Origin of the sequence: Pseudoalteromonas sp. SG44-17 (assembly GCF_014164235.1) — a bacterium.
GTDB classification, from domain to species: Bacteria; Pseudomonadota; Gammaproteobacteria; order Enterobacterales; family Alteromonadaceae; genus Pseudoalteromonas; species Pseudoalteromonas rhizosphaerae.
This window is the reverse complement of record NZ_JACJEV010000042.1, coordinates 1-15,129: the sequence shown is the minus strand read 5'-3', so window position 1 is coordinate 15,129 and position 15,129 is coordinate 1. Positions and strand designations below refer to the sequence as shown.

Below are 15,129 nucleotides of genomic sequence, written 5' to 3'. Positions count from 1 at the left end.
GCTAAACGAGTGTATAAATTATTACTTGGTATCTTAACGGTATGCCTAACGGGTTGCTTAGATACCAAAGAAAAAACACTAGAAGAAAAGAATCAGGGCTTAGTTTATTGCGCTGAGGCTAACCCTGTGTCGTTCAATCCCCAAGTGACGACCACAGGTTCAACGATCGATATTATTGCAAATCAATTGTATGACCGTTTGATCAGTATCGATCCCGTGACCGCTGAATTTAAAAGTGAACTGGCCACTGACTGGAAAATAAGTAAAGACGGCAAGTCAGTTACCTTTACCTTGCGCAAAGGAGTGAAGTTTCATACTACTGCATACTTTACCCCAAGCAGAGAGTTTAACGCTGATGATGTAATCTTTACCTTTAGCCGTTTATTCGATGTGTATAATCCTTATCACTTTGTTGGGGATGCCAATTACCCTTATTTTCAAAGTGTCGGCATTGACCAGCTAATTCGGCAAATTGTTCGCGTGTCCGACTACCAAGTGCGCTTTGAATTATTTAATGCCGAAAGCAGCTTTTTAGCCAATATGGCAACTGATTTTGCAGTGGTTTTGTCTCGCGAATATGCCATGCAATTAAAACAGCGCGACCAAGTTAATCTTTTTGATCAATACCCTGTTGGTACTGGCCCCTATGTTTATAAAGAGTATCGTCGCGATCACTTAGTACGCTATTATCGTAATCCTGACTATTGGAAACACCATGTAGTGCTGGAGCAGTTGGTTTACGACATCACCCCAAATGGCACCACCCGAATTGCAAAAATGCTCACTAAAGAGTGCGATGTAACCGCACACCCAAGTAGCGCACAGTTAAGTATTTTAGCCCAACGCGACGACATTAACGTACAAAAAGAAACCAATCTTAATGTAGGTTATTGGGCGTTTAATACCGAGCGCCCACCATTTGACGATTTAAGAGTACGTCAAGCACTGGCCCATGCCATTGACGTTGAAAAAATCATGCAAGCAGTTTATTACGGCAACGGTATTCGTGCGCAATCGTTATTACCGCCAACATCATGGGCATATCAACCACAAGCTAAACTACCCGGATTTAACCCTGATCTAGCTAAAAAACTGCTGATTGAGGCTGGCCTTCCTAATGGCTTTGATATGACCATTTGGGCTATGCCAGTGAGCCGAATTTATAATCCTAACGCACGTAAAATGGCCGAGCTAATGCAAAGCGATTTACGAAAAATTGGTGTAAACGTCAGTATCGTTGAGTATGAGTGGAACACCTTTATTCAACGAATAGGTGAACACCGCCATGACAGCGTGTTATTAGGTTGGGCTGCAGATACACCGGATCCAGATAACTTTTTTAGCCCGCTACTCAGTTGCACCGCGGCATTTAGTGGTAAAAACCCTGCGAATTGGTGTGATCCTGAGTTTGACTTACTCTTGACACAAGCGCTTGATACCACCGATTTAGCCAAACGAAAAGCCTATTATCAACAAGCACAAGCGATGATAGTGCGTGAACTACCTTTATTACCACTTGCCCACGGTATGCGTTTTCAAGCAAGTAGTGCCGATGTAGAAGGTATTCCACTTGGCCCATTTGGCGCAATTTCCTTAGCCAACGCGAGGAAAAAATAATGGTGTTAAATTATATTTTACGCCGTTTAGGCTTACTGTTATTTATGATGTTTACCTTGAGTGTATTTACATTTTCACTCAGTTATTTATTTCCCGGCGATCCGCTTAGTAATTTAAGTGGTATCAGTAATACCAGTTTTTCACAAACCAGTGAACTACAAGAAAAATATCACTTTAACGATAATTATTTAATGCAATATTTTGCTTTTATTGCGCGTATTGTGCAAGGCGACTGGGGAGTGTCGTTCGCTTCGGGCGACAGCGTATTTACTCATATTATCGAGCTATTCCCAGCCACGTTAGAGCTGAGTATTTATGCGTTAATTATTTCTGTTGTGGTTGGCGTTCCGGCAGGTATCTTGGCGGCGGCCTATCATCGGCGCTGGCCAGATAAACTGGTTAACTCCACGACATTAGTGGGCTACTCAATGCCGGTATTTTGGTTAGCTTTGCTGCTGATCATGGTGTTCTCATTACAACTAGGTTGGTTCCCGATGTCAGGGCGAATGGGCTTACTGTACGAGATCCCCTCCCAAACTGGCTTTATTTTGATTGATATTGTATTAGCAGACTTTCCTTATTCTGGTCTGGCAATGCTTGATGCTCTGCATCATTTAACCCTGCCGACCATTGTTCTGGCAATGTACCCTACCACTGTATTAGTGCGCTTTACACGAGAGTCAATGTTGCATGTGCTTGAGCAAAGTTTTATTAAAACTGCCCGAGCCAAAGGCTTAAACCGTGCCCAATTAATTATGCATCATGCCTTACGTAATGCCTTATTACCGGTTATAAAACAAATTGGTTTACAGTTTAGTACCTTGATCACTCTGGCAATGATCACCGAGGTGATTTTTTCATGGCCCGGTGTTGGCCGTTGGTTAATTGATAGTATTTATCAACGAGACTACCCTGCCATTCAAGGTGGCTTATTAGCGGTATCGATGTTTGTAATTCTGGCGACTATTATTGCAGAATTAACCTATACCTTGTTCGACCCGCTGTCACGGAATCAAGCGCATGGCAAAGTTTAATTTATTTTCAGAAGAGTCAAACAAATCGCCATTAGCGCGATTTTGGCGCAAATTTAAATCCAATCATCCTGCCTTAGTGGGGTTATGGATTTTTATCGCCTTTGCTATTTTAGCTGCGGCTGCACCACTGATTGCACCATATGGGGTAAACCAGCAACACAGTGATGCGTTACTTATTCCTCCATCGTGGCATGAAATGGGCGATGTACGTTTTATACTCGGTACTGACGACTTAGGTCGCGATGTACTCTCACGGCTTATGAATGGCGCAACTTATACCTTTGGCTTATCAGTCATTGCTGCGCTGATCACCACCATCATAGGTGTGTTAGTAGGCACATTTGCCGGCATTAGCCGAGGTATTCGCTCAAGCTTTTTAAATCATCTACTTGATATAACCTTATCAATACCGTCTTTATTATTAGCGATTATTATTATTGCGATATTAGGCCCAGGCCTGATGAATACCGTGTGGGCAATTATTTTAGCGCTATTACCGCAATTTATTCACTCGGTGCGCAACCTCATCGTCACTGAGCTTAATAAAGATTACATTACTGCATTTAAACTTGATGGCGCATCGAACTGGCATATTCTCTCCAGAGGGATTTTTCCAAATATTTATGAGCATATTGTGGTTATTTTTACTATGGCATTATCAACCGCTATTTTAGATATTTCCGCTTTGGGTTTTTTAAAACTAGGGGCACAACCACCAACCACAGAGTGGGGTGCAATTTTAGCTGAAAATCTGGGTTTAATTTATTTAGCACCTTGGACCGTTGGCTTGCCTGGGGTATTACTCTTTTTAGCGGTGCTGTCGACCAACTTAGTGGGCGACGGGCTACGCCAAGTGCTCAAAGCACGTAAGGCTGACTAAATGCAATTACTTGATATACGAAATCTGACCATAGAGCTGCGCACCTCTGATACCGTTATTCGCGCCGTAGATAGAGTGAACTTGAGCCTCAAAGAAGGTGAAGTACATGCATTAGTGGGCGAATCTGGCTCAGGTAAAAGCTTAATTGCTAAAGCCATTGTGGGTGTATTAAATAAACGCTGGCACATCACCGCCGACCGTATGCATTGGCGCGGTGTGGATCTAATGCGCTTATCAAGCGAACAACGGCGTAAAATTGTAGGCAGTGACATCGCAATGATTTATCAAGATCCTAGTCGTTGTCTTGATCCTACCGCAAAAATATTTGAGCAAATAGCCGAAACGCTCCCAGAAATAACAGGCTCCGGGTTTTTCTTAAAGCGAAACCGTGAACGTAAGGACCGAGTAAAAGCGCTGATCCACAAAGTGGGCATTAAAGATCACGAAAAAGTACTATCGAGCTATCCTCACGAGCTCTCAGAAGGCGTTTGTCAAAAGGTCATGATTGCTATGGCCATTGCTCGTACACCTAAGTTACTGATTGCCGATGAGCCAACTACAGCTCTTGAAAGTACCACACGAGCACAGGTATTCCGGTTATTAAAAAGTTTAAATCAACTTAAAAACATGTCAATTTTAATGATCTCCCATGAACTTGAAGAAATCATTAATTGGTCTCATTGCATGCATGTACTTTACTGCGGGCAAATGGTTGAAGCAGGTCCAACCCAGCGTATTTTTGCCCAGCCTCGCCACCCTTATACACAAGCATTATTAAAAAGCTTACCGGATTATGAGCAAGGGCTTGCCCATAAAGAACCTTTTTATGCACTAAAAGGGACAATCCCAACCTTACAGCATTTACCTATAGGCTGTCGCCTTGGTCCTCGCTGTCCGCAGGCACAAAAAGCTTGTGTGGTAACACCGCCTTTAACTAAACAACATGGTCATAGTTATGCGTGTCATTTCCCTCTCATTAAGGTGATGAAATAATGCAACCTCTGTTAAAAGTGCAAGCCTTGTCAAAAAGCTTTAACCTGCGTGCAGGGTTATTTTCACGTAAGCGTTTTGAGGTATTAAAAAACATCTCGTTTTGTTTAGAGCAAGGTGAAACACTGGCTATTATTGGCGAAACTGGCTCAGGTAAAAGTACCCTAGCAAAATTACTCGCTGGAGCAGACAGCGCAGATGCTGGGCAAATCCTACTCGATGGCAACATCATCGAAAACAAAGGCGTTCGCGATCAGCAATGCCGCCATATTAGAATGATTTTTCAAGACTCCGAAGCCTCGCTAAACCCAGGTTTAACGATCGGCGATATGCTCGACGATTGCCTGCAATATAATACTTCTTTGGATAAAGTAACTCGCGCTGAAAAAATCACCGCAACACTGTCTAAAGTAGGTTTATTAAACGACCATCAGTATTACTACCCACATATGTTTAGTGGCGGCCAGCTGCAACGTGTCGCTCTAGCACGTGCATTAATACTCGACCCTAAGGTTGTAGTACTTGATGAAGCATTATCATCTCTGGACCCTTCTGTACGCGCACAAACCGTCAACCTGCTACTCAAGCTTCAACAGGACACGGGTCTCAGTTATATCTTGATCACTCACCACTTAAGTTTAGTACGCCACATCAGCGATCAACTTGTAGTACTCGATCACGGTGAAATTGTTGAATACGGTAGAACAGAGGATGTATTCCAAAAGCCACAATCAAAAGTCACTCAGAAGTTGCTAAGTTGCTGAAGGTAGAACTTTAAGCGGTAAGTTTTAGCGAAAAGAATTGTATAGGTGCTAGATTCTAGGAAAAGCCAGAGTAGCTCGGCATTAAATTTATCGCGTTGGTTGGCTTGATAGCAACGAAACCCAAACTGCTAAAAGCGAACATATAACAAGTCACTTTAATGCCCGTTCATGGCACAAAAATGTCTAATCTCTAACTCTTTTGTGAGTATTTAATATCTTCTTCTAAGCGTAACGTTTCTTAACCTCTTTGCGAATAATTAAAACAACCGACAATGCAAAGTTTTGATATATAGCAATAAAATATTTTTATGCCGTTACTCAATGGTATAAGCGCGAGATGTCCCGCGCAGAAACAGAAATATACCCGTTAAGCCGGTTGGATTAATGATTCAACAATTTTTAACGCTTTAATTTCATTTTCATCGGTAATACCATCAGCTTCAATGACTTGTTTAAGCAGCTCTAATACAAACTCCCTCATGGATTGATCGACAATATGTGTCATTCGATGCTGAATAAATGACTCGATGTCACCACTTTGCACTGCCAAAACACATTTGCTTGTCATATCAATTATATAGTTATCAAGAGCAATGACAGAATTCCACTCAATTTTATGTGCCCAGGTTTCGACGACTCTCAACTCTTCTTGTGCAATAGAGCCATCAACAGCGACAAATAATAACGCAAGGTCTAACAGTGATTCTTTTTGTAACTGTTCAACACAGATACCCATATCAAAGTTATTTAATAACTGCTCGAATTTCATGATGTTCCCTTAATAATATAGAGGTAATGCTATTGAGCTTATACTAAGTCTGCTAAAAAGTAATCAAAATAGGTTCGGTAGATTGGGGGGGAATTTATTTATACTTGAACTCAGATATCTGCCTGTTAAAAAATAAAAAAAGGCGCCAATGGCGCCTTTTCATTATTTAATTAAGCATTACTCTGTGGCGGCTTGCGCTTTAGGTAAGTTTAATTCTGCATTTGCTTTTAAAGCTTCAATGAATACCATGTAGTTTTTGTTAACTTGGGCCATAGTAATATTTTGCTTAAGCTGTGCGTCAATTTCGTCTTCAACAGTAGCGTTAGTCACTGTTTTAAGTGCTACGATTGCCGCGTCACCGTTGTTTAGGTCAACTTTTTCAACTACTGGTGTGTCAGTTGGGTGTGCCATTTTAAAGGCATGTTGAACGATTGCAGGCGAAACAGTGTAAGCTTGACGGGTTAGTGCCGCTTCTTGACGAAGTTCTAAGCTTTGCTCAGTTACTAGGTCATTTAAGCTCTTGCCAGCTTCAATCTCAGCATACAGCGTTGTTGCTTTTTCTTTCGCAAGCTCTGATGCTTTTTCACTAACTAAACGTGCTTTAATTTGCTCTGATACATCAGCAAGTGCTTTTGTTGCAGCTGGTACATGCTCTTTAACACGCACTAACACAACATGCTCATCGCCCACTTCGATAACCTCAGAGTTCATTTTATCTTCAAGCACATCTGGTGAGAAGATTGCAGCTAATACCGCTGGTGTATTAAGCGGCGCAGGTAGAGAATTACGGTCAACTAATGCTGTTGTTTGTACTTCAACACCGGCAACTTCTGCAGCATCAACTAAGGTATCTGAAATTTCAAATGCAATAGCGCCCATTTCTGTTTGCTTTTCATAGAATGCATTTACTTTTTCAGTACGCTCAAGCTCAGCACGTAAATCAGCTTTAACAGTGTCATACGCTTTTACTTGTTGGCTCTGAATATCAGTTAACTGAATAATATGGTAACCAAACTCAGATTGTACAACGTCTGAAAAATCCCCTTTGTTTGCCAATGCGAATGCCGCATCTTCAAAAGCAGGATCCATCATGTCACGTTCGATCCAATCTAAATCACCGCCCATTTCAGCACTAACGATATCATCAGATGATGATTCTGCTAACGCTGCAAAGTCACCGCCTTGTTGTAATTGTGCTAACAAGTCTTCTGCTTTGGCTTTTGCTGCATCATCGTCTTCACTGTTATCAATTAAGATATGCGACACACGGCGTTTTTCAGGTTCGGCGTATTGTGCTTTGTTTTGATCATAATATGCTTTAACGTCAGCTTCGCTAACATGAGTTTCAAGTGTTAGGTTAGCTGCATTTAAATCAATGTAGTTTACTGATACTTGCTCAGGCGCTAAAAACTGCGACATATTTAGGTCATAGTAATCGGCAATTTCTTGCTCTGTTACCGTCACGTTTTGCTGTAAAGACTCTTTGCTGATCACGACATAGTCAATACTACGCGTTTGCTGTTGTAGCGCAACGGCATTAGCCAATTCGCTATTTAGAGCGAAATCGGTGCCTGCAACCGCTGAAATTAGCTGGCTTCGGGTCATTTCTTCACGTAAATATTCACGAAATGCGTCAGGTTGGAAGTTCATTTGACGGATAACTTGTAAGTAACGATCGTTGTTAAATTGCCCACCAATTTGGAAGTATGGCAATTCTAAAATCGCTTTACGAACACTGTCGTCACTAACACGTAAACCAAGTTCGGCCGCTAGTTGAGTTTGCAATTCTTGTTGTACTAGACGGTCAACGACGCCTTGACGAATTTGTGCCATGTAATTTGGATCAGCAGCAATTTGTGCAAAGTATTCGCCAAATTGTTGCTCTAAACGTGCACGTTCATTTTGGAACGCACGGCTAAACTCGGTTTGGCTAATTTTAACTCCATTTACTTCAGCTACGGGCTGCTCTGTGGTTTGACCTAAGTAACCACCGATCCCTGCTAAGGCAAAAGATAAAATCACCGCGCCTAAAATAATTTTAGCTACCGGTCCTTGTGAACCTTCTCTGATTTTCTCAAGCATTTATTTATCTCTATTCTATTCGAGGCAGAAATCGCCTTGCTTATGTAAAAAAAGCGTATCTTACCAGATACGCTTTTTTACTTGAAGCAGTTGGCGAGAAAGAACGTTAATTAAGCTGTAAAAGCGATTAACTTCTTACACTACCAAACTAACTCACTAAAGAGCAGTGATTAGCTGTTACATGCATCTTTAAGCGCTTTACCTGCTTTAAATGCAGGGATAGTCGCTGCAGCGATTTGAATTGTTTCGCCTGTTTGTGGGTTACGGCCTGAACGTGCAGCACGTTCACGTACTGAGAAAGTACCGAAACCAACCAATGCTACTGAATCGCCATCTTTAAGAGCGCCAGAAACAGCCTCGATGAATGAATCAAGTGCACGACCCGCAGCCGCTTTAGAAATGTCAGCATCAGCTGCGATTTGATCGATTAATTGAGATTTATTCACAATATCATCCTCTTTCATTGTTATTATCAAGAGCGATTGTTTTTTAAACTAACATCACTATTTTGAAAATTTTAGAGCAAACTTTTTCATGCTCATACGATTGTAATTTTTCTTCAGCCTAGGCCACATAAGGCCTCGGCTTGAAAACCAGTGCTTAACTTATCATACCATCTAGATTTGAAAAGCCCTTTAAAGCACTTTTTTTCGCTTTTTTACTGGTTTTTTGATGTTTCGACTGAAAAACTCTCAACTGGGTGTACTAAAGCCAGTTTTAAAACCTCATCAATCCACGTAACTGGGTGAATATCAAGTCCTGCCAATACATTGTCAGGGATCTCTTTTAAATCACGTTCGTTAATTTTTGGAATAATGACCGTTTTAATTCCACCGCGATGAGCGGCTAATAGTTTCTCTTTTAAGCCACCAATTGGTAATACTTCACCACGTAAGGTGATTTCACCCGTCATCGCCACATCAGCACGTACCGGGTTACCTGTAAGACTTGATACCAAACCTGTTACCATCGCGGCGCCAGCACTTGGGCCATCTTTTGGAGTTGCCCCCTCAGGTACGTGAACATGAATATCACGTTTTTCGTAAAAATCACTGTTAATACGAAATGCATCAGCGCGATTACGTACAACTGTCATAGCTGCTTGAATCGACTCTTGCATTACATCGCCTAGTGACCCGGTGTAGCTTAGTTTACCTTTGCCTGGTACTGCGGCACATTCGATGGTCAGCAAATCACCGCCCACTTCAGTCCACGCTAAACCTGTAACTTGGCCAATGCGATCGCCGTCTTCAGCTTTACCATAATCATAGCGCTGCACACCTAAGAAATCTTCAAGGTTGTCAGCGTTAATAGTGACTGTTTTAGTGCCTTTTTCAAGCAAGATATTCTTCACCGCTTTACGGCATAACTTAGATATTTCGCGTTCTAAGTTACGTACGCCCGCTTCACGGGTGTAATAACGAATAATGCCGATGATTGCACTGTCTTCGATGATTAATTCGCCATCTTTTAAGCCATTGCGTTTAACTTGTTTAACAATTAAATGCTCTTTGGCAATATTCAGCTTTTCATCTTCGGTATAACCCGATAACCGGATCACTTCCATCCGATCCAATAACGGACCAGGAATGTTAAAGCTGTTTGATGTAGCAACAAACATTACGTCAGATAAGTCATAATCGACTTCTAAGTAATGATCCGCAAAATGGCTATTTTGCTCAGGATCAAGTACTTCAAGCAGTGCCGATGCAGGATCGCCACGCATATCTGATGACATTTTGTCGATTTCATCTAACAAGAATAATGGATTTTTAACGCCCACTTTACTCATGTTTTGAATCAACTTACCTGGCATTGAACCTATGTAAGTACGACGGTGGCCACGAATTTCTGCTTCATCACGTACACCACCTAGTGCCATACGAATATACTTACGCCCTGTAGAGCGAGCAATCGATTGACCTAATGACGTTTTACCAACACCCGGTGGACCCACAAGGCACAAAATTGGCCCTTTGAGTTTATTGGTACGCTGTTGCACGGCGAGATATTCAATGATGCGTTCTTTGACTTTATCAAGACCGTGATGGTCGCTGTCTAAAATCTTTTGTGCGCCCGCTAAGTCTTTTTTCACTTTCGAACGTTTTTTCCATGGCACATTAATTAATGTGTCTATGTATGAACGCACAACCGTGGCTTCTGCCGACATCGGCGACATCATTTTAAGCTTAGCAAGTTCAGAGTTCGCTTTTTCTTGCGCGTCATTGCTCATACCTGATTCTTCAATGCGCTTTTTCAGTGCTTCGAATTCATCTGGTACGTCGTCAAGCTCGCCTAATTCTTTTTGAATGGCTTTCATTTGCTCATTGAGGTAATACTCACGTTGCGACTTTTCCATCTGCTTTTTAACGCGGGTACGAATTTTTTTCTCAACTTGCAGTAAATCAATTTCACCTTCCATCAACGCCATTAAATATTCAAGACGTTCTGTAACATTGGTGATTTCGAGTACTTTTTGCTTTTCAGGCACTTTCAGCGGCATGTGCGCTGCCATAGTATCGGCAAGGCGCGGCGCTTCATCAATGCCACTGACCGAGGTTAACACCTCTGGTGGTATTTTTTTATTTAGCTTTACATAGCCTTCAAACTGACTGATGGCACTGCGAATAAATACATCTTGCTCTTGCTCATCGATTTCTTCTGAACCAATAAACTGCGCATTAGCAACAAAAAAGTCTTCATTATCAATAAAGCTTTCTAGTTTTGCTCGCTGTGTGCCTTCAACCAGTACTTTGACTGTGCCATCAGGTAGTTTAAGCAATTGTAATACCGTGGCTATGGTACCAACACGGTAAATATCATCTTGCTCAGGCTCATCCACGGTCGCGTCTTTTTGCGCAACAAGGAAAATTTGTTTGTCTTTATCCATTGCCGCTTCAAGGCATTTTATTGATTTTTCACGGCCTACAAAAAGCGGGATCACCATGTGCGGATATACCACGACATCGCGCAGTGCTAGCACCGGGATTTCGACTCGATCTGTTCTCTCAAGCGTCATTATTTTTCTCTTCGCTCTTCATTTATTTTAAAGATTACTCAAGTATATGGGGATAACCTAAGTAAAGTTCAACAATTTAACGCAACTGGATTAAATAAATTATAAAAAAAGGAGCACTAGGCTCCTTTTTATTATCAAAATGAGTAAATTTTACTCAGACGCTGCTTTATCTTGGCTAGCGCTTTGATAAATCAAAATAGGATCTGATTCACCTTTGATCACGGTTTCGTCAATCACGACTTTACTGACGTTTTCCATTGAAGGAAGTTCGTACATAGTATCGAGTAACACCGCTTCAACGATTGAACGAAGACCACGGGCACCTGTTTTACGCTCCATCGCTTTATGAGCGATAGCACGCAGTGCATCATCACGGAATTCAAGTTCAACGTCTTCCATACCAAATAATGCGCCGTACTGTTTCGTTAAGGCGTTTTTAGGCTCATTTAATATTTGCACTAAAGCCGACTCATCGAGTTCAGTTAACGTTGCCACAACAGGTAAACGACCGATGAATTCTGGGATCAAACCATATTTTACTAAATCTTCTGGCTCAACATCTTTAAATGTTTCACTTAAAGAACGGCTCGCCGCAGATTCTTTTACGTTAACCCCAAAACCGATACCGGTATTTTTATGGCTACGCTGCTCGATCACTTTATCAAGACCAGAGAATGCGCCACCACAGATGAATAAGATTTTAGAGGTGTCTACCTGTAAAAACTCTTGCTGTGGGTGTTTACGTCCGCCTTGTGGTGGCACAGATGCCACAGTACCTTCAATTAGTTTAAGCAGTGCTTGTTGCACGCCCTCACCAGATACATCACGAGTGATCGACGGGTTATCAGATTTACGTGAAATTTTGTCAATCTCATCAATATAAACAATACCACGTTGCGCTTTTTCTACATCGTAATCACATTTTTGTAGCAACTTTTGAATGATGTTTTCAACATCTTCGCCCACATAACCAGCTTCAGTTAGTGTGGTTGCATCGGCCATTGTAAACGGCACATCTAATAAACGCGCTAACGTTTCAGCTAATAATGTTTTACCACTGCCGGTTGGGCCAATAAGTAAGATATTACTTTTGCCTAACTCAATATCCGCTTTACCGGTTTGATTACGCAAACGTTTGTAGTGATTGTAAACCGCTACTGACAGTACTTTTTTGGCGTGATCTTGACCAATAACATAATCATCTAAATGATTACGAATTTCTTTTGGTGCAGGCAGTTTATCAGAGGTATTGTGCTTTGGCGCAATGTCTTTGATCTCTTCCCTGATAATGTCGTTGCATAGCTCAACACATTCATCACAAATGTATACTGAAGGGCCAGCAATTAACTTACGAACTTCATGCTGGCTTTTGCCACAAAAAGAGCAGTATAACAATTTATTACTTTTGTCGCCGTCTGTAGGAGTGTCAGACATTCAGCTACCTCATCTTATTCGTTGGCTGCCAAACTACTTAGCAGCTATTTTAATACGCTTAACTATACCAAAAAATATTGGTTTTCACAGTGTAAACAGCTCAAGCTAGCACCGTTAGTTACCAGCTTGTATTTGTTACTTGCTGTCGCGACTAGTAAATACCGCATCAACTAAACCATAATCAACAGCTTGGCTGGCGCTCATGAAGTTATCACGGTCTGTATCTTTTGAAATCACATCTAATGGTTGGCCGGTATGCTCTGCCATTAAACGGTTTAGTTTATCTTTAATAGACAAAATTTCTTTGGCGTGTATTTCAAAATCAGATGCTTGACCTTGGAAACCGCCTAATGGTTGGTGGATCATCACGCGTGAATTAGGTAAACAATAACGTTTACCTTTTGCACCAGCAGTCAATAAAAATGCCCCCATGCTCGCCGCTTGGCCAACACAAATAGTGCTTACATCTGGTTTAATGAAATTCATAGTGTCATAAATCGCCATACCCGCAGTCACTGAACCGCCCGGCGAATTAATATATAAAAAGATATCTTTTTCTGGGTTTTCTGATTCTAAAAATAGCATTTGCGCTAAGATCAGATTAGCCATGTTGTCTTCAACTTGACCTGTTAAAAAAATGATTCGCTCTTTTAATAGTCTCGAATAAATATCATACGAGCGCTCGCCTTTCGCTGTTTGTTCAACAACCATAGGTACTAATGCATTGAGTGGATCTGTAATACCAGTGTTCATATTTATCTAATTCCTTATGCGCTTATACTTATCCTTATTATAAGGAAGCATAGTTATTTTTTGGCGAAATTGAAGGCCACAAACTAAAATGGCTCGGGCACACTGCATAATACAGAGTAACACGAGCCATTTAATCGTTAGCGAGGGCTTAAGTCAATGACTTATTAAGCACCTTGCTGTGGATTCATGATGTCATCAAATGCTTTTTCAACGTCAGTCACATTTGCTTTAGCTAAAATAGCTTCAACAGCTTGCTCTTCCATTGCTACATTACGCATTTGTTGCATAAGTTGATCATTTGCTTTGTAGTATTCTACAACTTCAGTTGGATCTTCGTATGCAGAAGCCACTGTTGCAATTAATGCTTCAACTTTTGAATCATCAACTTTGATCTCGTTCGCTTTAATTACTTCACCTAATAATAGGCCAGTCTTAACGCGTGTTACTGCTTGTTCATGGAACAATTCTGCTGGAAGCTCAGGCATGTTTTTAGCGTCGCCACCAAAACGTTGTGCAGCTTGTTGACGTAGTGCATCAATTTCTTGATCTACTAGGGCTTTAGGCACTTCGATTTCGTTGTTAGCTAAAAGACCTTTAATTGCTTGGTCTTTCACGTTAGCTTTAACCGCTTGGTCAAGTTCACGTGTCATGTTCTTTTTAACTTCTTCTTTAAGAGCGTCAACACCGCCTTCAGTTACACCAAACTTAGTTGCGAATTCTTCGCTAAGTTCAGGTAGCTCTTGCGCTTCAACTTTCTTCACTGTAATAGTGAATTGAGCTGCTTTGCCTTTAAGATTTTCAGCATGGTAATCTTCAGGGAAAGTTACGTCAGAAACAACTTCCTCGCCTGCTTTTTTACCTACGATGTTATCTTCAAAACCTGGGATCATACGACCTTGACCAAGTTCTAATGGGAAGTCTTCAGCTTTTCCGCCTTCGAATACTTCACCGTCGATAGTACCTACGAAATCAACCGTTACACGGTCTTTTTCGCCAGCAGCCACATCAACTTCAGCCCATGATGCATGTTGCTTACGAAGTGTTTCTAGCATGTTTGCTAAATCTTCATCAGTAACTGATACAGCTGGTTTTTCTACAGTAATTTTATCTAAACCTTGAACTTCAACTTCAGGGTAAACTTCAAATGTTGCTGAGAACTCTAAATCTTTACCCGCTTCAAGTGCTTTAGGAGCAAATGTTGGTGCACCAGCTGGGTTAATTTTTTCAGAAACGATTGCTTCGATGTAATTACGTTGCATTAATTCACCAGCAACTTCCTGACGAACTGCGCCACCGTAACGTTTGTTGATTACAGACGTTGGTACTTTACCAGGACGGAAACCATCAATACGCTGGGTTTTAGACAGTTGTTGTAAGCGTTTTTTTACTTCGGTCTCAACGTTCTCTGCAGGAACGGTGATGGTCAGACGGCGCTCAAGGCCTTGAGTCGTCTCAACAGAAACTTGCATGATATACCTCAATCTTCAATTTTGGCGACTGTTCGCCTTCCTTACAAACACGGTAATCACTATGCGTTTTGGCACGTTTAAAGTCATTTAAGCGACTTATCAACCCCATCTTCACTATAAGATACCAATGCTGCTCTGCCCTTCGGGCACTATGTTAAACAATAGACGCGGCATTATAACCTAATATTTATGATAGTCGAGTCTAGGGGGCAATTATTTGGTCAGATAGCGGATTAAGCAAGCATAGCGAATGAAAAGTAGGCGTTTAAGTTAGCAAGTTAGCAAGTTAGCAAGTTAGCAAGTTAGCAAGTTAGCAAG

12 protein-coding genes are annotated in these 15,129 nt (G+C 41.4%); 5 read left to right on the top strand and 7 right to left on the bottom strand.

What is annotated here, in order from left to right; genetic code table 11:
* Window positions 1–9: 9 nt before the first annotated feature.
* Genes H5182_RS19870 through H5182_RS19850 form a run of 5 tightly spaced genes read left to right on the top strand, consistent with a single transcriptional unit; the run spans window position 10 to window position 5,285 of the window.
* The gene (locus H5182_RS19870) at window positions 10–1,617 is read left to right on the top strand and encodes an ABC transporter substrate-binding protein (protein WP_145241446.1); all 1,608 of its coding nucleotides are present in this window, start codon (window positions 10–12) and stop codon (window positions 1,615–1,617) included.
* Entirely contained in the window at window positions 1,617–2,651 is a 1,035-nt protein-coding gene (locus H5182_RS19865; protein ID WP_145241448.1) for an ABC transporter permease subunit, read from the top strand. The genes H5182_RS19870 and H5182_RS19865 overlap by 1 nt, the downstream gene beginning before the upstream one ends.
* Window positions 2,638–3,531, top strand: a complete 894-nt coding sequence (locus H5182_RS19860) for an ABC transporter permease subunit (RefSeq protein WP_145241450.1) — start codon at window positions 2,638–2,640, stop codon at window positions 3,529–3,531. The genes H5182_RS19865 and H5182_RS19860 overlap by 14 nt, the downstream gene beginning before the upstream one ends.
* Complete coding sequence (locus tag H5182_RS19855) at window positions 3,532–4,524, top strand: oligopeptide/dipeptide ABC transporter ATP-binding protein (RefSeq protein ID WP_145241453.1); 993 nt, start codon at window positions 3,532–3,534, stop codon at window positions 4,522–4,524.
* Window positions 4,524–5,285 (top strand): ATP-binding cassette domain-containing protein, encoded by a 762-nt coding sequence (locus H5182_RS19850; RefSeq protein WP_145241455.1) that lies wholly within the window; start codon window positions 4,524–4,526, stop codon window positions 5,283–5,285. Before H5182_RS19855 ends, H5182_RS19850 begins: the two co-directional genes overlap by 1 nt.
* A gap of 367 nt (window positions 5,286–5,652) precedes the next feature.
* Here the strand turns inward: H5182_RS19850 and H5182_RS19845 are convergent, their stop codons facing one another.
* From H5182_RS19845 to tig, 7 genes are all read right to left on the bottom strand, one after another.
* Window positions 5,653–6,054 carry a hypothetical protein gene (locus H5182_RS19845; protein ID WP_145241457.1) on the bottom strand — a complete coding sequence of 134 codons (402 nt, stop codon included), beginning with the start codon at window positions 6,052–6,054 and terminating at the stop codon, window positions 5,653–5,655.
* Window positions 6,055–6,231: 177 nt separating this feature from the next.
* Window positions 6,232–8,136, bottom strand: coding sequence for a peptidylprolyl isomerase (gene ppiD, locus H5182_RS19840; RefSeq protein ID WP_182760495.1), 1,905 nt, complete (start codon window positions 8,134–8,136; stop codon window positions 6,232–6,234).
* 170 nt (window positions 8,137–8,306) lie between these two features.
* On the bottom strand, window positions 8,307–8,609 hold the full coding sequence (locus H5182_RS19835) for an HU family DNA-binding protein (RefSeq protein WP_301562686.1): 303 nt from the start codon (window positions 8,607–8,609) through the stop codon (window positions 8,307–8,309).
* A 185-nt stretch (window positions 8,610–8,794) separates the two neighbouring features.
* Window positions 8,795–11,155, bottom strand: coding sequence for an endopeptidase La (gene lon / locus H5182_RS19830; RefSeq protein WP_145241462.1), 2,361 nt, complete (start codon window positions 11,153–11,155; stop codon window positions 8,795–8,797).
* A 150-nt stretch (window positions 11,156–11,305) separates the two neighbouring features.
* Window positions 11,306–12,589: an ATP-dependent protease ATP-binding subunit ClpX gene (gene clpX / locus H5182_RS19825; protein ID WP_182760494.1), complete on the bottom strand. Its 1,284-nt coding sequence runs from the start codon at window positions 12,587–12,589 to the stop codon at window positions 11,306–11,308.
* Window positions 12,590–12,724: 135 nt separating this feature from the next.
* Window positions 12,725–13,342 (bottom strand): ATP-dependent Clp endopeptidase proteolytic subunit ClpP, encoded by a 618-nt coding sequence (gene clpP, locus H5182_RS19820; protein ID WP_145241466.1) that lies wholly within the window; start codon window positions 13,340–13,342, stop codon window positions 12,725–12,727.
* Window positions 13,343–13,506: 164 nt separating this feature from the next.
* The gene (tig, locus tag H5182_RS19815) at window positions 13,507–14,811 is read right to left on the bottom strand and encodes a trigger factor (protein ID WP_145241468.1); all 1,305 of its coding nucleotides are present in this window, start codon (window positions 14,809–14,811) and stop codon (window positions 13,507–13,509) included.
* Window positions 14,812–15,129 lie beyond the last annotated feature (318 nt).

Coding starts and splice junctions, on each gene's coding strand:
- H5182_RS19855 (WP_145241453.1), top strand. CDS start 3,532: ATGCAATTACTTGATATACGAAATCTGACCATAGAGCTGCGCACCTCT.
- clpX (WP_182760494.1), bottom strand. CDS start 12,589: ATGTCTGACACTCCTACAGACGGCGACAAAAGTAATAAATTGTTATAC.
- lon (WP_145241462.1), bottom strand. CDS start 11,155: ATGACGCTTGAGAGAACAGATCGAGTCGAAATCCCGGTGCTAGCACTG.
- ppiD (WP_182760495.1), bottom strand. CDS start 8,136: ATGCTTGAGAAAATCAGAGAAGGTTCACAAGGACCGGTAGCTAAAATT.
- clpP (WP_145241466.1), bottom strand. CDS start 13,342: ATGAACACTGGTATTACAGATCCACTCAATGCATTAGTACCTATGGTT.
- H5182_RS19845 (WP_145241457.1), bottom strand. CDS start 6,054: ATGAAATTCGAGCAGTTATTAAATAACTTTGATATGGGTATCTGTGTT.
- tig (WP_145241468.1), bottom strand. CDS start 14,811: ATGCAAGTTTCTGTTGAGACGACTCAAGGCCTTGAGCGCCGTCTGACC.
- H5182_RS19865 (WP_145241448.1), top strand. CDS start 1,617: ATGGTGTTAAATTATATTTTACGCCGTTTAGGCTTACTGTTATTTATG.
- H5182_RS19850 (WP_145241455.1), top strand. CDS start 4,524: ATGCAACCTCTGTTAAAAGTGCAAGCCTTGTCAAAAAGCTTTAACCTG.
- H5182_RS19860 (WP_145241450.1), top strand. CDS start 2,638: ATGGCAAAGTTTAATTTATTTTCAGAAGAGTCAAACAAATCGCCATTA.